Genomic DNA, 19,378 nt, shown 5'->3' on the forward strand with positions numbered 1-19,378 from the left:
GGATGATTGATTGTCCAATCAGCCGGGAGCCCCTCTGAGACGATTCGCTCCAGGCACCGCAACTGCAGACGACTCCCGCCCCCGTCACCACCCCTCGCCCCCTTCACCACTCCTCATCACTCCTCATCACCCCAGCAACCCGACCAAGGAGCACCATGACGCTGACGTCTCCGCGGCGTTCGGCCCTCGCCGACCAGGTGATTGCCCAGCTCAGGAATCAGATCACCTCGGGCGAGTGGCCCGTGGGTTCCCGCATTCCCACCGAGCCCGAGCTGGTGGAGCAGCTGGGGGTGGCCCGCAACACCGTCCGGGAGGCCGTGCGCGCCCTCGCGCACAACGGTCTGCTCGACATCCGGCAGGGTTCGGGCACCTATGTAGTCGCCACCAGCGAGCTGGCCGGGGTGATGCACCGCCGCTTCGCCTCCGCCGACCCGCGCCATGTCGCCGAGCTGCGGTCCACCCTGGAGTCGTCGGCGGCGAGGCTGGCCGCCGCCCGGCGCACCGAGCGGGATCTGAAGCAGCTGGACGCGCTGATGGCGCGCCGGGAGGAGACCTGGGCCGCAGGCGACGCCGAGGCGTTCGTCGCGGCGGACGCGACACTGCATCTGGCGGTGGTCGCCGCCTCGCACAACGACGTGCTGACCGGGCTCTACGCCGATCTGGGCGATCTGCTGCGCGACTATCTCCGGGGCGACATCGGTCATGAGCTGCGGCCGGAGAACCACATGGACCACGGTCGGCTGGTCGAGGCGATCCGGGCGGGTGACGGGGAGACGGCGGCGGCCGAGGCCGCGAGCCATGCGTTGAGCTGTCTGGTGGACCAGGTCTGAGGCCTGCATGCGTGGGACTGTCCGGTGGGCGCCGGGTCGGAGGGCCGCGTGCGTGGGACTGTCCGGAGGGCCGGGTCCGAGGCCCGTCCGGCGGACCTAGACCGCGCCCTGCACCTGGTGCGTGACCCAGGCCGAGCCGACTTCCTTCCAGCAGCGGTCGTCGATCCGCACGGTCCGCCCGGGGCCCACGTCGACCGGGGCGGCGTCGGCGTCTATGTCCCACCAGCGGCGGCATTCGGTGTGCAGCTGTACGCGGTCGGTGGAGGGGTACGGGTTGTGGCAGTAGGCGACGACCCGGGAGCCCCGGACCGACGTACGGCATTCGGCTCCGGCGGGGTCGGGGGTGGGAGCGGCGGGGGCGGACGCCCCGGCTCCCATCCGCCCCGCCACGGATATCCCCACCGGGGCGGCGAGTCCGGCGACGGCTATGGAGGCCGCCAGCAGGGCGCAGGTCCGGCGGCGTGTGGCGCGCACAGCGACCTCCTCCCCATAGCCTGACCCGAAGTCCGGTTCACCACATTCTGCGGTGGATCGACCGCCTTTTCGACTTGAGCAGGCCGGAGCCGGGGCCGTACACGACACAGCCGCGTACCGCCTGTTCGAAGGCGGTACGCGGCTGTGTCAGGGCCCGTCGTACGAGATCAGGCACCCATCATGTGCACGCCACCGTCGACGTGGATGATCTCGCCCGTGGTCTTCGGGAAGAAGTCCGAGAGCAGCGCGACGATGGCGCGGCCGGCCGGCTCCGGGTCCGTCATGTCCCACGCCAGCGGCGAGCGGGTGTTCCACACCTCGGCGAGCTCACCGAAGCCCGGGATGGACTTGGCGGCCATCGAACCGAGCGGCCCGGCGGAGACGAGGTTGCAGCGCAGGCCCTCCTTGCCCAGGTCGCGGGCGAGGTAGCGGGAGGTGGCCTCCAGCGCGGCCTTGGCCGGGCCCATCCAGTCGTACTGCGGCCAGGCGAACTGCGCGTCGAAGGTGAGGCCGACGATCGAACCGCCGTCGCTCATCAGCGGCTTGCAGGCCATGGCGAGCGACTTCAGCGAGAACGCCGAGACGTGCATCGCCGTGGCGACCGACTCGAACGGGGTGTTGAGGAAGTTGCCGCCGAGCGCGTCCTGCGGCGCGAAGCCGATGGAGTGGACGACGCCGTCGAGCGAGCCGAGCTCGTCCTTCACCAGACCGGCGAGCCGGTCCAGGTGCTCGGCGTTGGTCACGTCCAGCTCGATGACCTTGGCCGGCTTGGGCAGCTTCTTGGCGATGCGCTCCGTCAGCGTGGGCCGCGGGAAGGCGGTCAGGATGATCTCCGCGCCCTGCTCCTGGGCCACCTTGGCGGTGTGGAACGCGATGGACGACTCCATCAGCACCCCGGTGATGAGGATGCGCTTGCCGTCGAGAATTCCGCTCATGGTGATCAGTGACCCATGCCCAATCCGCCGTCAACGGGGATGACGGCTCCAGTGATGTACGACGCGTCGTCGGAGGCGAGGAAGCGCACCGCGGCGGCGATCTCCTCGGGCTGCGCGTAGCGGCCGAGCGGCACCTGGGACACGATGCCCTTGCGCTGCTCCTCGGTGAGCACCTGCGTCATGTCGGTGTCGACAAAACCGGGCGCGACGACGTTGAAAGTGATGTTCCGCGAACCGAGTTCACGGGCCAGCGACCGGGCGAAGCCGACCAGACCCGCCTTGGACGCGGCGTAGTTCGCCTGCCCTGCCGAGCCGAGCAGTCCGACCACGGAGGAGATGAGGACGACGCGGCCCTTCTTGGCGCGCAGCATGCCGCGGTTGGCGCGCTTGACGACCCGGAAGGTGCCGGTGAGGTTGGTGTCGACGACGGACGTGAAGTCGTCCTCGGACATCCGCATCAGCAACTGGTCCTTGGTGATACCGGCGTTGGCGACCAGCACCTCGACGGGACCGTGCTTCTCCTCGATCTCCTTGTAGGCCTGCTCCACCTGTTCGGCGTCCGTGATGTCGCAACGGACCGCCAGGCAGCCCGCTTCGGTGAGTTCCTGGGGCGGCTCGCCGGAGCGGTAGGTGATCGCGACCTTGTCGCCGTTGTCGGCGAAAGCGCGGGCGATGGCGAGGCCGATGCCCCGGTTTCCTCCGGTGACGAGAACCGAGCGGCTCAACGGATCACCCTTTCCCTAGCGGTCTGGTACATCGAAAACCTATCGGTACCAGGAGCTCCGCGAGCAATCGCCCCCTGACAGCGCCTTCCCCCGGGCACTGTGGGGTTCCTACAGACGGCCGTCCGTCGGACCGCGCCCTGTCCGGGCCGCGCCGGGCGGCATCCGGTATCCCCGGCACGGTCACCGTCCGGCATGGTTCACTGCCGTGGTGTATCGAGAAGGGAATCTCCTGTGCCCCACGAGGTAGATCAGTCGTTCCTGGCCCTGCCGCTGCGGGCCCTCGCCGACGCGGCGCTCGCCCGCGCGCGTGCGCTGGGTGCCGTGCACGCCGATTTCCGTCTGGAGCGGGTGCGCAGCGCGTCCTGGCGGCTGCGGGACGCCCGGCCCTCCGGGTCCTCGGACACCACCGATCTCGGGTACGCGGTGCGGGTGGTGCACGGCGGGGCGTGGGGGTTCGCGTCCGGGGTGGACCTGACGATGGACGCCGCGGCGAAGGTGGCCTCGCAGGCCGTCGCCATGGCGAAGCTGTCGGCGAAGGTGATCGCGGCGGCCGGCTCGGACGAGCGGGTGGAGCTGGCGGACGAGCCGGTGCACGGTGAGCGGACCTGGGTGTCGGCGTACGACATCGATCCGTTCGAGGTGCCGGACGAGGAGAAGGCGGGGCTGCTCGCCGAGTGGAGCGGCCGGCTCCTGGGCGCCGAGGGCGTCGCGCATGTGGACGCCTCACTGATGACCGTTCACGAGAACAAGTTCTACGCGGACACGGCGGGCACCGTCACCACCCAGCAGCGGGTGCGGCTGCATCCGCAGCTCACCGCGGTCGCCGTGGACGGCACGACCGGTGAGTTCGACTCGATGCGGACGATCGCCCCGCCGGTGGGCCGCGGCTGGGAGTACCTGACCGGGACCGGCTGGGACTGGGACGACGAGCTGGCGCGGATCCCCGGGCTGCTGGCCGAGAAGATGCGGGCGCCGAGCGTCGAGGCGGGAACGTACGACCTGGTCGTCGACCCGTCCAACCTCTGGCTGACCATCCACGAGTCGATCGGCCACGCCACCGAGCTGGACCGGGCGCTCGGGTACGAGGCGGCGTACGCCGGGACCTCGTTCGCCACCTTCGACCAGCTGGGGAAACTGACGTACGGCTCCCCCGTGATGAATGTGACCGGTGACCGCACCGCCGAGCACGGTCTCGCGACCATCGGGTACGACGACGAGGGCGTCGAGGCGCAGTCCTGGGACCTGGTCAAGGACGGGACGCTGGTCGGGTACCAGCTGGACCGGCGGATCGCGAAGCTGACCGGGCTGGGCCGTTCCAACGGCTGCGCGTACGCGGACTCGCCGGGCCATGTCCCCGTCCAGCGGATGGCCAATGTGTCGCTGCGGCCGGATCCGGGCGGTCTGTCCACGGAGGACCTGATCGGCGGGGTGGAGCGCGGTATCTATGTGGTCGGCGACCGGTCCTGGTCGATCGACATGCAGCGCTACAACTTTCAATTTACCGGTCAGCGGTTCTTCCGGATCGAGAACGGCAGGCTGGCCGGGCAGCTGCGCGACGTCGCGTACCAGGCCACGACGACGGACTTCTGGGGCTCGATGGAGAAGGTCGGCGGCCCGCAGACATATGTCCTGGGCGGCGCCTTCAACTGCGGCAAGGCCCAGCCGGGCCAGGTCGCGGCCGTCTCGCACGGCTGCCCCTCCGCCCTCTTCCGGGGCGTGAACATCCTCAATACGACGCAGGAGGCCGGACGATGAGCCGCGTCAGCAAGCCGCACGAGATCGTCGAGCGGGCGCTCGAACTGTCCACCGCCGACGGCTGCGTGGTCATCGCCGACGAGGAGTCGTCCGCGAACCTGCGCTGGGCCGGCAACGCGCTCACGACGAACGGGGTGACGAGGGGACGGACCCTGACCGTCATCGCGACCGTCGACGGTGCGCAGGGCACCGCGTCCGGTGTGGTGTCGCGGTCCGCGGTCACCGCCGACGACCTGGAGCCGCTGGTCCGGGCCGCCGAGGCCGCGGCGCGCGGGGCCGGTCCGGCGGAGGATGCGCAGCCGCTGGTCACCGGGGTGCCCGAGTCGCCCGACTTCACGGACGCACCGGCCGAGACCGGCTCGGACGTCTTCGCCGAGTTCGCCCCGGCGCTCGGCGAAGCATTCGCCCGCGCCCGCTCCGGCGGCCGTGAGCTGTACGGCTTCGCCAACCACGAGCTGACCTCGACCTACCTCGGTACGTCGACGGGGCTGCGGCTGCGCCACGACCAGCCGACCGGCACCCTGGAGCTCAACGCCAAGTCCCCGGACCGCACCCGTTCGTCCTGGGCCGGCCGTTCGACGCGCGACTTCAAGGATGTCGACCCGGCCGAGCTGGACGCGGAACTGGCGCAGCGGCTGCGCTGGGCACAGCGCCGTATCGAGCTGCCCGCCGGGCGGTACGAGACGCTGCTGCCGCCGACCGCCGTCGCCGACCTGCTGATCTACCAGCTGTGGTCCTCGGCCGCGCGGGACGCCGCGGAGGGCCGGACGGTGTTCTCCAAGCCTGGCGGCGGGACGAGGATCGGCGAGCAGCTCTCCGGGCTGCCGCTGACGCTCCGCAGCGACCCGAACGCACCGGGCCTGGAGTCGGCGCCGTTCGTGATCGCCCACGCCTCCGGGGACAGCGCCTCCGTCTTCGACAACGGCCTGCCGCTGGCCCCGACCGACTGGATCCGGGACGGCAGGCTGGACCACCTGACGACCACCCGGCACACGGCGGGGCTGACCGGGCAGCCGGTCGCGCCGGCCATCGACAACCTGGTGCTGGAGGCCGGCGGTGAGCGGTCGCTGGAGGAGATGGTGGCCGCGACGACCGGGCGCGGGCTGCTGCTGACCTGCATGTGGTACATCCGCGAGGTCGATCCGGCCACCCTGCTGCTGACCGGGCTGACCCGCGACGGGGTGTATCTAGTCGAGGACGGCGAGGTCGTCGGCGAGGTGAACAACTTCCGGTTCAACGAGTCGCCGGTGGACCTGCTGTCGCGGGCCACGGAGGCGAGCCGTACCGAGAAGACGCTGCCGCGCGAGTGGGGCGACTGGTTCACCCGGGCCGCGATGCCCGCGCTGCGGATCCCGGACTTCAACATGAGCTCGGTGAGTCCGGGCGTCTGACCCGCCTAGACTGAGCGGGAAAGCCATTACCCGTACCCGTACACCACGAGGAGACACGGAACCGTGACGGACATCGTCGACGAGCTGAAGTGGCGTGGGCTGTTCGCCCAGTCCACTGACGAGGACGCACTGCGCAAGGCTCTCGCGGACGGTCCTGTCACCTTCTATTGCGGCTACGACCCCAGCGCGGCCAGTCTGCACGTCGGCCATCTGGTGCAGGTGCTCACCATGCGCCGGCTCCAGCAGGCCGGTCTGCGGCCGCTCGCCCTGGTGGGCGGGGCCACCGGTCAGATCGGTGACCCACGGCCGACCGCGGAGCGCACGCTGAACGATCCGGAGACGATCGCCCACTGGGTGACGCGGCTGCGGTCCCAGATCGAGCCGTTCCTGTCCTTCGAGGGCGAGAACGCGGCGGTCATGGTGAACAACCTGGACTGGACCTCGGGCATGTCCGCGATCGAGTTCCTCCGGGACATCGGCAAGCACTTCCGGGTCAACAAGATGCTGACCAAGGAGTCCATCGCCCGGCGGCTGGAGTCCGACGAGGGCATCAGCTACACCGAGTTCAGCTACCAGCTGCTCCAGAGCATGGACTTCCTGGAGCTGTACCGGCGCTACGGCTGCACCCTCCAGCAGGGCGGCAGCGACCAGTGGGGCAACCTCACCGCCGGTCTCGACCTGATCCACCGCCTGGAGCCGGGCGCCGAGGTGCACGCGCTGGCGACGCCGCTGATGACGAAGGCGGACGGGACCAAGTTCGGCAAGTCCGAGAGCGGGGCCGTCTGGCTCGACCCGACGATGACGACGCCGTACGCCTTCTACCAGTTCTGGCTGAACGTGGACGACCGGGACATCTCCCGGTACATGCGCATCCTCAGCTTCCTCAGCCCCGCGGAGCTGGAGGAGCTGGAGAAGGTCACCGAGGAGCGTCCGCAGGCCCGGACGGCACAGCGCGCGCTGGCCGAGGAGCTGACGACGCTGGTGCACGGCGCCGATCAGTGCGCCGCGGTCATCGCGGCGTCGAAGGCGCTCTTCGGCCAGGGTGAGCTCGGCGAGCTGGACGAGGCAACGCTGAGCGCCGCGCTGTCCGAGGTGCCGCACGCGCAGGTCACCGAACTCGGCCCGCTGGTGGACCTCCTGGTCGAGGTCGGCCTGGCGCCGAGCAAGTCGGGCGCCCGCCGCACGGTGAAGGAGGGCGGTGCGTACGTGAACAACGTCAAGGTCTCGGACGGCGAGAGCGCGCCGGCCCGCGAGGAGCTGCTGCACGGGCGCTGGCTGGTGCTGCGCCGCGGCAAGAAGAACCTCGCCGCCATCGAGGTCACCGGCTGATCCCGGATGCATCGGCTACTCGGCCGGACACGCGTGACGCGTGTCCGGCCGAGTCGCGTTCGGGTGCCCGGTGGGTCAGGTCCTCTGTTTGGGGCGGCGGATCGAGGCCCACAGCATGTCGCCGACGCCGACGACGACCACCGCACCGATCAGCTGGAACAGATGGCGGATCCAGTCGATGCCCTTGGTGTCGTTGACACCGATCCAGGTGGCGACGGAGTTGCCGAGGACGCTGCCGATGATGCCGAAGATGACCGTCAGCCAGAGCGGGATGTTCTGTTTGCCCGGCAGGATCGCCTTCGCGATCAGACCGAGCACCAGACCCACGATGATTGCCCACAACCAGCCCATGTCGCCTCCTCGTGCGACGCGATGTCGCGCATGTGGGCCCAGTCTCGGCCCGTGGGGCGTACGCCGCATGCCGGAGGGGCCCGTACGTGCGGCACGGATACCGATATGTACGAACAGGGCGTGCCCCGGTCTCGAAGCCGCAGGGCGCCGGGCGTACCGTGGTTCCGGTCCGGTCCGGGGAGCGTCCGGTGCGGGAATGAGGTGTCCCCCGGCCCGTCAGGCGCTGGGGGAAGGGTGATGGAGACGTGATGCGGAAGCAGAGCGGCGGTGAGGTCTTCCGGATCACGGGGGCCCGGCAGGGGCTCGCGGACGATGTGCGCGGCAGGCAGCGGCGCTATGTGATCTCGATGTCCGTACGGACGGTTTCGGTGATCCTGGCCGCGGTACTGTGGAACGTCGAGCGCTACGTCGCGATCGTGGCGCTCGCGCTCGGGGTGCTGCTTCCCTACGTGGCCGTGGTCATCGCCAACGCGGGCCGGGAGAACACCCCTTCACTGCCGTCCACCTTCGCACCGGCACCGATGCAGCCGGTGCTCGACGCGGCGCCGGTGGCCGGTGGAGCGGAACCCGGTCCGGAGGGTGACGGGGTGCGCCACGGCGGGGAATCGGCCTGAGCCGCTTGGTTGTGCACTGCACTCGAGGCTCAAGAAAACCTCAGATCAATCGTGAAGTTACGGTGCACCGCACCCCGGTCTGCGTGACATACTTCGTAGGCGCTCCGCATCCCCCGTCGGAGCGACGGACCGACGCCGGGCAGCTCCCCCCGTGGCTGCTCGGCGTCGTTTTTTCTGCGGCCGCTGCCGCCCTTCGGGCGACGCCAGCGGTTCGATGACAGGCCCTAGGGTTGAGTCCGTGAACTCCCCTGAAACCGCGGCCGACAGCGCCGCCGCCGCTCCGATCTGTTCCGCCAAGGGCTGCCGGGCCGATGCCGTATGGGTGCTTGCCTGGAACAACCCGAAGCTGCACACCCCGGAGCGCCGCAAGACCTGGCTGGCCTGCGAGGAGCACCGGGAGCACCTCTCCTCGTTCCTGGACGTCCGGAGCTTCCTCAAGGAAGTCGTGACGCTCGCGGAGTGGGAGTCGCGCGCCGACGACCGGGGCGAGGGCGGCGGCTGACGGGCCCGTCAGCCGCCGATCGCCGACATGGGCCGGTCGGGCTGGAGGAAGGACGGGTCGTCCAGACCGGATCCGGCCTTTTTTCCCCACATCGCGAGTGTCCAGATCCGGGCGATCTCCTCGTCCGGCGCGTCCGAGCGCAGGGCGCCGCGCAGATCGGTCTCCTCGCGGGCGAAGAGGCAGGTGCGCACCTGGCCGTCGGCGGTGAGCCGGGTGCGGTCGCAGGCCCGGCAGAACGGGCGGGTGACGGAGGCGATGACGCCGACCCGGTGGGGGCCGCCGTCGACGGTCCAGCGCTCGGCGGGGGCGGAGCCGCGCTCCCCGGTGCTCTCCTCGGTGAGGGTGAAGCGGGTGCGCAGCGACTGGAGTATGTCGCCTGCCGTGATCATGCCGTCGCGCTTCCAGCCGTGCTGGGCGTCGAGCGGCATCTGCTCGATGAAGCGGAGCTCGTACCCGTGCTCGACGGCCCAGGCGAGCAGCTCGGGGGCCTCGTCGTCGTTGAGCCCCGGCATCAGGACGGTGTTGACCTTGACCGGGGTGAGCCCGGCTTCGCGGGCGGCTTCGAGACCGGCCAGCACGTCGTGGTGGCGGTCGCGGCGGGTGAGGGTCTTGAAGACGTCGGGGCGCAGGGTGTCCAGCGAGACGTTGACCCGATCGAGACCTGCGGCCCTGAGTGCGGCGGCGGTGCGCTGCAGACCGATGCCGTTGGTGGTGAGCGACATCCTGGGGCGGGGGGCCAGGGCGGCGCACCGCTCGACGATGGAGACGAGCCCGGGGCGCAGCAGCGGCTCACCGCCGGTGAAGCGGACCTCCGTGATGCCGAGCCGGGTGACGGCGATGCCGATCAGCCGGACGATCTCGTCGTCGGTGAGGAGGTCGGGCTTGGCCAGCCATTGCAGGCCCTCTTCCGGCATGCAGTACGTGCACCGCAGGTTGCACCGGTCGGTCAGCGAGACGCGCAGGTCGGTGGCTACCCGGTCGTAGGTGTCGATGAGCATGTGGGCCCCCTCCCCCGATTGCTTCCCGGCGCCGATTCCGCTCTCCGTACGGCCCTTCCGGCTGACTTCTCCGAGACTACGCGAGAGCTGTGACATCGGCGGGGCCCGTTTGACACGAGGTGCGGCGCGGCCGTGTCGTAGGACCCTACGACACGGCCGCTGAGCGGGAGGGGCGCCCGGGGCGCCGCTCGCTCAGTGCGCTCCGACGCCGGTGAGGGACTTGACCTCCAGTTCGGCGTACTTGCCCTTGTCCGGCTCCTCCTTCGAGAGGAGGGAGCCGATCCAGCCGAGCAGGAAGCCCAGCGGGATCGAGATCAGGCCGGGGTTCTCCAGCGGGAACCAGGCGAAGTCGACGCCCTTGAACATCGACGTCTTCGGGTTGCCGGAGACGACCGGCGAGAACAGCACCAGGATCACCGAGGTCGCCAGACCGCCGTAGATCGACCAGAGCGCGCCCTGGGTGGTGAACCGCTTCCAGAAGAGGCTGTAGAGGATGGTCGGCAGGTTGGCGGAGGCGGCGACGGCGAACGCCAGCGCCACCAGTCCGGCGACGTTCATGTCGCGGGCGAAGGCGCCCAGGGCGATCGCGACCGCGCCGATGAGGACGGTGGCCCAGCGGGCCGCCCGCATCTCCTCCTTCTCCGTCGCCTTCCCCTTGCGGATGACGTTGGCGTAGATGTCGTGCGCGAAGGAGGACGAGGAGGCGAGCGTGAGCCCCGCGACGACGGCGAGGATGGTGGCGAAGGCGACGGCCGAGATCACGGCGAGCAGCACGGCGCCGCCGGTGGTGCCGACCCCGCCGAGGTATTCGGCGAGTTGCGGTGCGGCCGCGTTGCCGGCCGGGTTCTTCGCCTTGATCTCGTCGGGGCCGATGAGGGCCGCGGCGCCGAAGCCCAGGGCGATCGTCATCAGGTAGAAGGCGCCGATGATGCCGATGGCCCAGTTGACCGACTTGCGGGCGGCCTTGGCGGTCGGCACCGTGTAGAAGCGGATCAGGATGTGCGGGAGGCCGGCGGTGCCGAGGACCAGGGCGATGCCGAGCGAGAGGAAGTCCAGCTTCGAGGTGCCGGTGGCACCGTACTTGAGGCCGGGCTCCAGGAACGCCGCGCCGTGGCCGCTCTTCTCGGCGGCCGTGCCCAGCAGGTCGGAGATGTTGAAGTCGAACTTCAGCAGCACCAGGAAGGTCATCAGGAGGGCGCCGGCGATGAGCAGTACGGCCTTGACCATCTGCACCCAGGTGGTGCCCTTCATGCCGCCGATGGTGACGTACACGATCATCAGTACGCCGACGAGGGCGACGATGAGGATCTTGCCCGCGTCGCTGGTGATGCCGAGGAGCAGGGAGACCAGGACGCCCGCGCCCGCCATCTGGGCCAGCAGGTAGAAGATCGAGACGACGATGGTGGAGACGCCGGAGGCGGTGCGGACGGGGCGCTGACGCATCCGGTAGGCGAGGACGTCGCCCATCGTGTAGCGGCCCGAGTTGCGCAGCGGTTCGGCGACCAGCAGCAGGGCGACGAGCCAGGCGACGAGGAAGCCGATGGAGTACAGGAAGCCGTCGTAGCCGAAGAGCGCGATGGCCCCGGCGATGCCGAGGAAGGACGCGGCGGACATGTAGTCGCCGGAGACCGCGAGTCCGTTCTGGAAGGCGGTGAACTGGCGGCCGCCCGCGTAGAAGTCGGAGGCGCTCTTGGTCTGCCGTCCGGCCCAGACGGTGATGCCCAGGGTCGCGGCGACGAACACGGCGAAGAGCGTGATGATCAGCGGCCGGTGCTCGGTGGTCGAGGAGGCGGCCAGCTGAACGGCGGTGTGCGAGTGGTACGCGGCGCTCATGCGTCGGCCTCCATACGGGACTTGATGGCCTCGGCCTTCGGGTCGAGCTTCGCGGCCGCGTGCCGTGAGTAGAACCAGGCGATGAGGAAGGTGGTGACGAACTGGGCGAGGCCGAACACGAAGGCCACGTTGATGTTGCTGTACACCTTGGTGCCCATGAAGCCGCCCGCGTAGTTGGACAGCAGCACGTAGAGCAGGTACCAGAGGACGAACGCGATGGTCAGCGGGAAGGCGAACGAGCGGTACGAATGGCGCAGTTCGCCGAACTCCCCGCTCTCCTGCATCTCGATGAAGTCCTCGGTGGTGGGCGGGGCAGGGCGGGTCTCCGTACTGGCCTCGGGCGGGGGTGCATCGGTAGCCACGGAATCTCCTCACGACGCGGGTGCGGTGGTGTCGGTGACGGTGGATCTCACTGGGAACGCTGGGTGCCGGGGGGTGTCGGTGCACCTCCCCCGACAACGGCACGGAGAGCGCGCCGAAGCGGTTCATCGCGGCTCCGTACTTCTCCCAGGCGCCGTTTCACGTCCGTCCGGCCGAACCCGGTCCCCCGAACTCATTGAACAGCGGGGCTGATCAGCGATAACTTCCTCGTCATGTACGCGACTGGATGCGCCCCGTGTCCGGTCGACCGGTACGGATGATGTGGAGACCCCATGGCTCATCTGGGATCCAGACGGACGCGCGCACTGTCGTTGCCCGTCGGATTGGCACTCACGGCTTCGCTCGGCTTCCTGCCGACTGCGGCCGCCTCTGCCGCACCCCTGGACGCGCAGCCCACGGCTGCGGTGTCGACGGACGGCCCGAAGCTCTCGTACGTGGTCAACACGCGGGGCAACCACGGGACCGTCAAGCAGGTGAAGAAGGCGATAGCCGCGGCCGGCGGCACGGTGGTGGTCGCCTACGAGCAGATAGGCGTCATCGTCGTCCACTCGCAGAACCCGGACTTCGCGCAGTCGATCCGCCGGGTCAAGGGTGTCGATTCGGCCGGGGCCACCCGCACCAACCCGATCGTTCCCCAGGCCACCACGGACACCGGGGTCGAGCAGCCGCTGACCGCCGCGCAGGCGAAGGCCGCGTCGGCCGAGGCGACGGGCGACCAGGATCCGATGGAGCCCCTGCAGTGGGATCTGCCCGCCATCAAGGCGGACCAGGCGCACAAGCGGACGCTCGGCAGCAGCAAGGTCACGGTCGCGGTCATCGACACGGGTGTCGACGACACCCACCCGGACCTGGCACCGAACTTCGACCGCAAGGCGTCGGCGAGCTGCGTATCCGGGGCGCCGGACACCACGGACGGGGCCTGGCGTTCGGCGCCGACCGAGAGCAACCACGGCACGCACGTCGCGGGCACCATCGCCGCCGCGAAGAACGGCGTAGGGGTGACGGGTGTCGCCCCGGGCGTCAAGGTCGCCGGCATCAAGGTGGCGAACCCGGACGGCTTCTTCTACACCGAGTCGATCGTCTGCGGCTTCGTCTGGGCAGCCGAGCACGGTGTCGATGTCACCAACAACAGCTATTACACCGACCCGTGGATGTTCAACTGCAAGAACGACCCGGACCAGGGCGCCCTGGTCGAGGCCGTCACGCGCGCCACGCGGTACGCGGAGAGCAAGGGCACGGTCAACATCGCCTCGGCCGGCAACAGCAGCTTCGACCTGGCCTCCGACGCGATCGAGGACACCACCAGCCCGAACGACACCTCGGCCGTCACCCGGACGATCAACCCGCGTGAGTGCCTCGACATCCCGGTGCAGCTGCCGGGCGTCGTGACGGTCTCCGCGACCGGTGCCAAGGGCCTGAAGGCCTCTTACTCGAACTACGGGAACGGCGTCATCGACGTCGCGGCCCCGGGCGGCGACTCCACGGTCTACCAGACGCCCGCCCCGCCGGCCACGAGCGGCCTGATCCTGTCCACGCTGCCGAACGGCAAGTACGGCTACAAGGCCGGTACGTCGATGGCCTCCCCGCATGTCGCGGGTGTCGCGGCCCTGATCAAGTCGACGCACCCGCGCGCCTCGGCGGCCGCGGTGAAGGCGCTGCTGAGCGCCGAGGCCGACGCCACCGCGTGCGGTGCCCCGTACGACATCAACGGTGACGGCAAGATCGACGCCGTCTGCGAGGGCGGCAAGAACCGCAACGGCTTCTACGGCGCCGGTGTGGTGAACGCTCTGAACGCGGTCCGCTGGTAGTCGGAACGCGGCGCGGTGGGAGGGGCCGGTCAGGAGGCTTGACGCTGTTGGCACCAACGGCGTCCGGAGTCTCCGGCCGGCCCTTCCCGCCGCCGTTCCCGGGCCCGGCCGGCGGCTGCCGCGCGGTCCCCGGGACCCTTCCCGTCCGGTGGCACTCAGTGCCATAGTGCGGGGATGAATCACGCACTTCTGTCCGGCACCGAGCAGGCCTGGGCGGCGCTCGGCGGTGACCCTGCGCTCCTCGCGCACCTCGGGTCTTCGGCGCACCTCGGGTCTTCTGCACACCTCGGGACGGGCGGCTCCGACGGGCTGCTTCCCGCCCGGCTGCCCGTCATGGAGCTGGCCCGTTCCGCCGTCGCGGTCTGTTCGCTGGCCGCCGCCGAACTGGCCGCGCGCCGCACCGGGCACCCCGTGCCCCGGGTCCGGATCGACGACGGCGCGGTGGCCACGGCGTTCACCAGCGAGCGCCATCTGCGGATCGACGGGCGCGCGGCGACCACCTTCGCCCCGCTGTCCCGGTTCTGGCGCACGGCCGACGGCTGGGTGCGCACGCACGCCAACTACCCGCACCACCGGGCCCGGCTGCTCGCCACGCTGGGGCTGCCCGCGGACACCCCGGACGACCTCGCCGTGGACACCGCCGCCGACTCGTTCGCCGGGCGCCCGAGCGACGAGATCGAGCGGACGGTGTACGCGGCGGGCGGCCTGGCGGTGGCCGCCCGTACGCCCGGTCAGTGGGCGGCCGATCCTCGGGGCGCGGCGCTCGCGGGCACACCGCTGGTGGGCAGGGAACGCATCGACGGCGCTCCGGTGCGCCGGACCGCGGCGCTCACCGGTGAACCGCTGCTGCCCGCCGCCGGGTTGCGCGTGCTGGACCTCACCCGGGTCATCGCGGGGCCGGTCGCCACCCGTACGCTCGCGCTGCTCGGCGCGGATGTCCTGCGGATCGACGCCCCGCAGCTGCCGGAGAGCCCGGACGCGCACAGCGACACCGGTTTCGGGAAGCGGTCGGTGGAACTGGATCTCGCCGGCCGCTCCGGCAGGGCGGCCTTCGACGGGCTGCTGGCCGACGCGGACGTGGTCGTCATCGGCTACCGGCCCGGTTCGGTCGAGCGGTTCGGGCTGACGCCCCGGTCCCTGGCCGCGCGCAGGCCGGGGCTGGTGATCGGGCGGCTCTCGGCCTGGGGGCACGGCCCGTGGGCGCGGCAGCGCGGCTTCGACAGCCTGGTCCAGGTGGCCACCGGCATCGCGTCCGTCGAGGCCGCCGGGCCCGGGGGCCGGCCCGGGGCGCTGCCCGCCCAGGCGCTCGACCACGGCACCGGCTATCTGCTGGCCGCGGCCGTGCTGCGGGCGCTGACCGAGCAGCACGACGAGGGCGGCTCCCGGCTGGTCACCCTCTCGCTCGCCCGCACCGCCGCCTGGCTGCTCGACGAACTCCCGTCCCGCCGGGAGCCGGACGAAGACGCAGATGAAGACGCAGATACGGAAACGGCGGCTGATCCGTCGTACGACCCGGACAAGTGGCTCACGGAGACGGACGGCCCGCTGGGCCGGCTGCGGCACGCGCTGCCGCCGGTCGCCTTCGACGGCTCCCCCGCCGACTGGTCGCGCCCGCCCGGCCCGCTGGGGGCGGACGCGACCGCCTGGCTCACGGCTTGATGAGCACCTTCAGCGCCGTGCGCTCGTCCATCGCCTTGTAGCCGACCGGGACGTCGTCGAGCCCGACGGTCAGGTCGAAGACGGGCGAGGGGTCGATCGTGCCGGCCAGGATGTCGGGGAGCAGCTCCGGGATGTACGTGCGCACGGGGGCGACGCCACCGCGCAGGGCGATGTTCCGGTCGAACATGACGCCGAGGTCCAGGCCGGTGCCGCTGCCGTGCGGCACGCCGACGTAGCCGATGGAGCCGCCGTCGCGGGTGATCCCGATCGCGGTGCGCATCGACTGCTCGGTGCCGACGGCCTCGATCACGGCCTGTGCGCCCTCGCCGCCGAGCAGTTCCCGTACGGCTTCGACGGCCGCCTCGCCGCGTTCGGCGACTACGTCCGTGGCGCCGAAGGTGCGGGCGATGTCCGTGCGCGCCCGGTGGCGGCCGAGCGCGATGATCCGCTCGGCGCCGAGCCGCTTGGCGGCCATGACGCCGCAGAGCCCGACCGCCCCGTCACCGACGACCGCGACCGTGGAGCCGGGCTTCACGCCCGCGCCGACGGCGGCGTGGTGTCCGGTGCCGAGCACGTCGGACAGGGCGAGGAGCGCGGTGAGCAGGTGGTCGTCGGCGGCCGCGGCGGCGGGGAGCTTGATCAGCGTGCCGTCGGCGTACGGGACGCGCACGGCCTCGCCCTGCCCGCCGTCGGAGCCGACCGAGCCCCAGAACCCGCCCTGCGGGCAGGAGGTCGTCAGCCCCTCGGCGCAGTGGGCGCAGGTGCCGTCGGACCAGACGAACGGGGCGACGACCAGGTCACCGACGGCGAAGCCGGCCACCTCGGAACCCGCCTCCTCGACGATCCCGAGGAACTCGTGCCCGATGCGCTGGCCCGGCTGCCGGGCCGACTCGCCCCGGTACGCCCACAGGTCGCTGCCGCAGATGCAGGCCCGCAGGACCCGCAGCACCACATCGGTGGGCTGCTGGACCGAGGGGTCGGGCACCTCCTGCACGCGTATGTCGTGGGGGGCGTGGATGACGGTGGCGCGCATGCGTGGGGGTCCTTGCCGTTCTCAGCTGCTGATACTGCGTTCACGGTACGCCCCGGGAGTGACACCACCCCATTTCGGCCCCGGTGCGAGCACTCCGACGGTCAGCAGGAACTGCGCAGCGATGTAGGTGAGCATGATCCAGAAGTCGGGGGCGGGCAGCTGCGGCCAGTCCGCGATGCCGGTGGCGATCAGCGCGTCGGAGAGCAGGAAGAGCGCCCCGCCGGCGGCCGCGTACCGGCCGAGGGTGCCGGCCCTGAACGCCATCGCCGTGAGCAGCACGCTGTAGCCGGTCACCGGGATCCGCAGATCCGCGGGCAGCCCGTCCCAGAGCAGCGCGACGAAGACGGTCAGGACGACGGCGTACGCGATCCCGGCCGGCAGCGAACCGCGCGCCCGTCCGAAGAGCCACAGGTAGCAGACGTGACCCGCGGCGAAGGAGCCCATCCCGATGAGGAAGGCGGCATCGGCGTCGGCCAGCAGGAACGTGTCGCCGCCCCAGCCGAACAGCAGCGCCGCGACGAGCAGCCGGGGCCCGCGCCGGGCGGCGGCGTACCCAGCCAGCAGCGGCATCAGCAGCGGCTTGGCGACGAGGTGGGCGACCGGGACATCGGCGAGCAGGCCGACGAGGTCGACGGCCGAGGCCACGAGGAAGGCGATGAACAGCGGGCGTACGAGGCGCTCCCGCCGGTCCGGTACGGTGTCCGCGCTCATCCGGCGCTCTCCTGGGCGGGGGCCGCCTTACGGGCTGCCGTTCCGGCCGGCTGCCAGCCGGGCCCGCGGAAGATCCGCCCGGCCCGCTCGCTCCAGCTGCCCGCCGACCGCACGTCACGGGCGATGGCGGCGTACTCGTGGGTGGCGACGCGAAGCGGATTGAAGGTGTCGATGTTCTTGGTGAGCCCGAACACGGGCCGCTCGGTCTCGGCGGTGAAGGACCCGAAGAACCGGTCCCACAGGATCAGGATGCCGCCGAAGTTCCGGTCCAGGTAGCCGCCCTGCGAGGCGTGGTGCACCCGGTGGTGCGAGGGCGTGTTCAGTACGTACTCGAAGGGCCTGGGGAGCTTGTCGATGCGCTCCGTGTGCACCCAGAACTGGTAGACGAGGTTCGCCGACGAGCAGAAGGCGAGCGCCGCCGGGTGGACTCCGCACGCGATCATCGGCAGGTAGAACGGCCAGACGGTCAGCGAGGTCCAGGGCTGGCGCAGCGCGGTGGAGAGGTTGAACTTCCGGCTGGAGTGATGGACCACGTGGCAGGCCCAGAGGATCCGGATGACGTGGTGGCCGCGGTGCGACCAGTAGTAGAAGAAGTCCTGCGCGAGCAGCATCAGCAGGACGGTCCACCAGAGCACGGGGACGCGGAGCGGGGTCAGCTCGTAGACCGCGGTGTAGATCGCGACGATGGGCACTTTCCACAGCAGGTCGAAGACCAGGCTGCCCAGCCCCATGGTGATGCTGGTGACGGCGTCCTTCGCCTCGTACCCGGCGGCGTCCTCGTCGGGATGGAAGTGGTGCAGGGCCATTTCCAGAACAGTGAGCAGCACAAAGGCCGGTATGGACCAGAGCACTACATCGGGCAGGTTCGTCGGCATGTCTGCACCGTAGAGCCGCAGGTCGGCCCGGCACCAGACGTAGTTACCAACAAGTATGCAAGACGCGGTGTCAGCAGTCTTTGGTGACTTCTGACAGTGCGGACGTCGTACGACCCCTGCACCGGAGCTTCCACGGGGAATGAGCTGCCTTGCAGGGGGTCTGGAAGTTGCGCTGGTCCGGCCGGCCACCACGGTGATCGGCACGGTCACCAGGTCGCTGGTGACGCCGAAGCCCGGCGCGGGTCTGGTCCGGGACCCAGTGCGCCCCCTCCCCCGCCCGGAGCTCCCCGCACTGACAGAGTTCTGTCCTTACGCCGACCTCGATGAGGGCCCCTTCGACCTGACCCCCTGGCCGGTCTCGACGGACTCAGGATCACCCTCGGCAGCGAGACGAGGGCCACCGGCACCGACCTCTTCCCGCCCGAACGGATCGTGCGGCTCGCACAGAACCCTCAGACCCCCACCGCCCCCAACAAATGCCCCGCCCCATACGTGACCGCCATCGCCAACGCGCCCCCGCCCATGTTCCGCAGCACCGCCGGCCCCACCCGCGCCTCGCCCAGCCGGGCGCTCCACCACCCGGTGAGGGCCAGCGCCGCCAGTACCGACAGCACGGTCACCAGGAGCCGCAGCGACGACGGGGGCAGCACGATCGCCAGCAGCGGCAGCAGCGCGCCGACCGTGAACGCCAGGAAGCTCGCGCCCGCCGCGTGCCACGGGTTCGTCAGCTCGTCCGGGTTGATGCCCAGCTCCACCACCGCGTGGGCGCGCAGCGCATCGCGTTCGGTGAGCTGGAGGGCCGCCTCCCTGGCGACTTCGCGGCTCAGGCCCTTGCCCTCCAACAGGCCGGTCAGCTCGACCAGTTCCGCCTCGGGGGCCTCCTTCAGCTCCTGCTTCTCCGTCGCCAGCGCGGCCATCTCCGAATCGCGCTGGGTGGAGACCGACACGTACTCGCCCGCCGCCATCGACATGGAGCCGGCCAGCAGCCCCGCCAGGCCGGCGGTGAGCAGGGTGCCCCGGTCGGCCGTGGCACCGGCCACGCCGACGACCAGGCCCGCGGTGGAGACCACCCCGTCGTTGGCACCGAGGACCGCGGCACGCAGCCAGTTCAGCCGCGTGCCGAGGCCATTGCCGTGCGGTTCGTCGTGCGCCTGGGTATCCGTCACCCCGGGAT

Annotated in this window: 19 protein-coding genes; 8 read left to right on the forward strand and 11 right to left on the reverse strand. The window is 70.7% G+C overall.

Translation table 11 applies throughout. The annotated features are described in order from the left end of the window. Positions 1 to 155 precede the first annotated feature (155 nt). Positions 156 to 830, forward strand: a complete 675-nt coding sequence (locus ACFYY7_RS39445; protein WP_266736333.1) for a FadR/GntR family transcriptional regulator — start codon at positions 156 to 158, stop codon at positions 828 to 830. A gap of 96 nt (positions 831 to 926) precedes the next feature. On the opposite strand, the gene ACFYY7_RS39450 is transcribed toward ACFYY7_RS39445, so the two are convergent. From ACFYY7_RS39450 to fabG, 3 genes are all read right to left on the reverse strand, one after another. Continuing rightward, positions 927 to 1,304, reverse strand: coding sequence for a hypothetical protein (locus ACFYY7_RS39450; RefSeq protein ID WP_388669397.1), 378 nt, complete (start codon positions 1,302 to 1,304; stop codon positions 927 to 929). A gap of 167 nt (positions 1,305 to 1,471) precedes the next feature. After that, entirely contained in the window at positions 1,472 to 2,239 is a 768-nt protein-coding gene (fabI, locus tag ACFYY7_RS39455) for an enoyl-ACP reductase FabI (protein WP_388669400.1), read from the reverse strand. Positions 2,240 to 2,244: 5 nt separating this feature from the next. Continuing rightward, positions 2,245 to 2,964 (reverse strand): 3-oxoacyl-[acyl-carrier-protein] reductase, encoded by a 720-nt coding sequence (gene fabG, locus ACFYY7_RS39460; protein ID WP_266736337.1) that lies wholly within the window; start codon positions 2,962 to 2,964, stop codon positions 2,245 to 2,247. Between the two features lie 231 nt (positions 2,965 to 3,195). Between fabG and ACFYY7_RS39465 the strand changes: the two genes are divergently transcribed. From ACFYY7_RS39465 to tyrS, 3 genes are all read left to right on the forward strand, one after another. After that, positions 3,196 to 4,719 (forward strand): TldD/PmbA family protein, encoded by a 1,524-nt coding sequence (locus ACFYY7_RS39465; protein WP_351255111.1) that lies wholly within the window; start codon positions 3,196 to 3,198, stop codon positions 4,717 to 4,719. After that, on the forward strand, positions 4,716 to 6,110 hold the full coding sequence (locus tag ACFYY7_RS39470) for a metallopeptidase TldD-related protein (RefSeq protein WP_388669404.1): 1,395 nt from the start codon (positions 4,716 to 4,718) through the stop codon (positions 6,108 to 6,110). The genes ACFYY7_RS39465 and ACFYY7_RS39470 overlap by 4 nt, the downstream gene beginning before the upstream one ends. Positions 6,111 to 6,173: 63 nt before the next feature. After that, the gene (gene tyrS, locus ACFYY7_RS39475; protein ID WP_351255115.1) at positions 6,174 to 7,439 is read left to right on the forward strand and encodes a tyrosine--tRNA ligase; all 1,266 of its coding nucleotides are present in this window, start codon (positions 6,174 to 6,176) and stop codon (positions 7,437 to 7,439) included. 75 nt (positions 7,440 to 7,514) lie between these two features. On the opposite strand, the gene ACFYY7_RS39480 is transcribed toward tyrS, so the two are convergent. After that, a complete protein-coding gene (locus tag ACFYY7_RS39480; protein WP_388669407.1) occupies positions 7,515 to 7,790 on the reverse strand; it encodes a GlsB/YeaQ/YmgE family stress response membrane protein in 276 nt (91 codons plus the stop codon). Between the two features lie 248 nt (positions 7,791 to 8,038). On the opposite strand from ACFYY7_RS39480, the gene ACFYY7_RS39485 reads away from it, so the two are divergent. Together ACFYY7_RS39485 and ACFYY7_RS39490 are read left to right on the forward strand one after the other, a co-directional pair. After that, entirely contained in the window at positions 8,039 to 8,404 is a 366-nt protein-coding gene (locus ACFYY7_RS39485) for a DUF3099 domain-containing protein (RefSeq protein WP_388669410.1), read from the forward strand. Between the two features lie 238 nt (positions 8,405 to 8,642). Then, positions 8,643 to 8,906, forward strand: a complete 264-nt coding sequence (locus ACFYY7_RS39490; RefSeq protein WP_388669413.1) for a hypothetical protein — start codon at positions 8,643 to 8,645, stop codon at positions 8,904 to 8,906. An 8-nt stretch (positions 8,907 to 8,914) separates the two neighbouring features. On the opposite strand, the gene moaA is transcribed toward ACFYY7_RS39490, so the two are convergent. The 3 genes from moaA to ACFYY7_RS39505 all read right to left on the reverse strand — a co-directional run bounded on the left by moaA (position 8,915) and on the right by ACFYY7_RS39505 (position 12,099). Beyond that, positions 8,915 to 9,904, reverse strand: a complete 990-nt coding sequence (gene moaA / locus ACFYY7_RS39495; RefSeq protein WP_356080631.1) for a GTP 3',8-cyclase MoaA — start codon at positions 9,902 to 9,904, stop codon at positions 8,915 to 8,917. A gap of 192 nt (positions 9,905 to 10,096) precedes the next feature. After that, complete coding sequence (locus tag ACFYY7_RS39500; protein WP_266736349.1) at positions 10,097 to 11,737, reverse strand: cation acetate symporter; 1,641 nt, start codon at positions 11,735 to 11,737, stop codon at positions 10,097 to 10,099. Further along, positions 11,734 to 12,099: a DUF485 domain-containing protein gene (locus tag ACFYY7_RS39505; protein WP_266736351.1), complete on the reverse strand. Its 366-nt coding sequence runs from the start codon at positions 12,097 to 12,099 to the stop codon at positions 11,734 to 11,736. Before ACFYY7_RS39505 ends, ACFYY7_RS39500 begins: the two co-directional genes overlap by 4 nt. 291 nt (positions 12,100 to 12,390) lie before the next feature. Here ACFYY7_RS39505 and ACFYY7_RS39510 point away from each other — a divergent pair, with 291 nt between their 5' ends. Both ACFYY7_RS39510 and ACFYY7_RS39515 read left to right on the forward strand, forming a co-directional pair. Further along, positions 12,391 to 13,926 (forward strand): S8 family serine peptidase, encoded by a 1,536-nt coding sequence (locus ACFYY7_RS39510; protein ID WP_388669418.1) that lies wholly within the window; start codon positions 12,391 to 12,393, stop codon positions 13,924 to 13,926. Positions 13,927 to 14,100: 174 nt separating this feature from the next. Next, complete coding sequence (locus ACFYY7_RS39515; protein ID WP_388669421.1) at positions 14,101 to 15,585, forward strand: CoA transferase; 1,485 nt, start codon at positions 14,101 to 14,103, stop codon at positions 15,583 to 15,585. On the opposite strand, the gene ACFYY7_RS39520 is transcribed toward ACFYY7_RS39515, so the two are convergent. The 4 genes from ACFYY7_RS39520 to ACFYY7_RS39535 form a co-directional block, all read right to left on the reverse strand. Then, positions 15,575 to 16,618, reverse strand: coding sequence for a zinc-dependent alcohol dehydrogenase family protein (locus tag ACFYY7_RS39520; RefSeq protein WP_388669424.1), 1,044 nt, complete (start codon positions 16,616 to 16,618; stop codon positions 15,575 to 15,577). The two genes, ACFYY7_RS39515 and ACFYY7_RS39520, sit on opposite strands and share 11 nt — an antisense overlap. A 21-nt stretch (positions 16,619 to 16,639) precedes the next feature. Next, on the reverse strand, positions 16,640 to 17,329 hold the full coding sequence (locus ACFYY7_RS39525; protein ID WP_388669427.1) for a lysoplasmalogenase: 690 nt from the start codon (positions 17,327 to 17,329) through the stop codon (positions 16,640 to 16,642). Continuing rightward, positions 17,326 to 18,204, reverse strand: coding sequence for a sterol desaturase family protein (locus ACFYY7_RS39530; protein WP_376415361.1), 879 nt, complete (start codon positions 18,202 to 18,204; stop codon positions 17,326 to 17,328). The genes ACFYY7_RS39525 and ACFYY7_RS39530 overlap by 4 nt, the downstream gene beginning before the upstream one ends. Before the next feature lie 452 nt (positions 18,205 to 18,656). Next, a complete protein-coding gene (locus tag ACFYY7_RS39535) occupies positions 18,657 to 19,370 on the reverse strand; it encodes a VIT family protein (protein ID WP_388669430.1) in 714 nt (237 codons plus the stop codon). Between the last annotated feature and the right edge of the window lie 8 nt (positions 19,371 to 19,378).

It is taken from the genome of Streptomyces sp. NPDC001933 (genome assembly GCF_042890955.1).
Classification (GTDB): Bacteria; Actinomycetota; Actinomycetes; order Streptomycetales; family Streptomycetaceae; genus Streptomyces.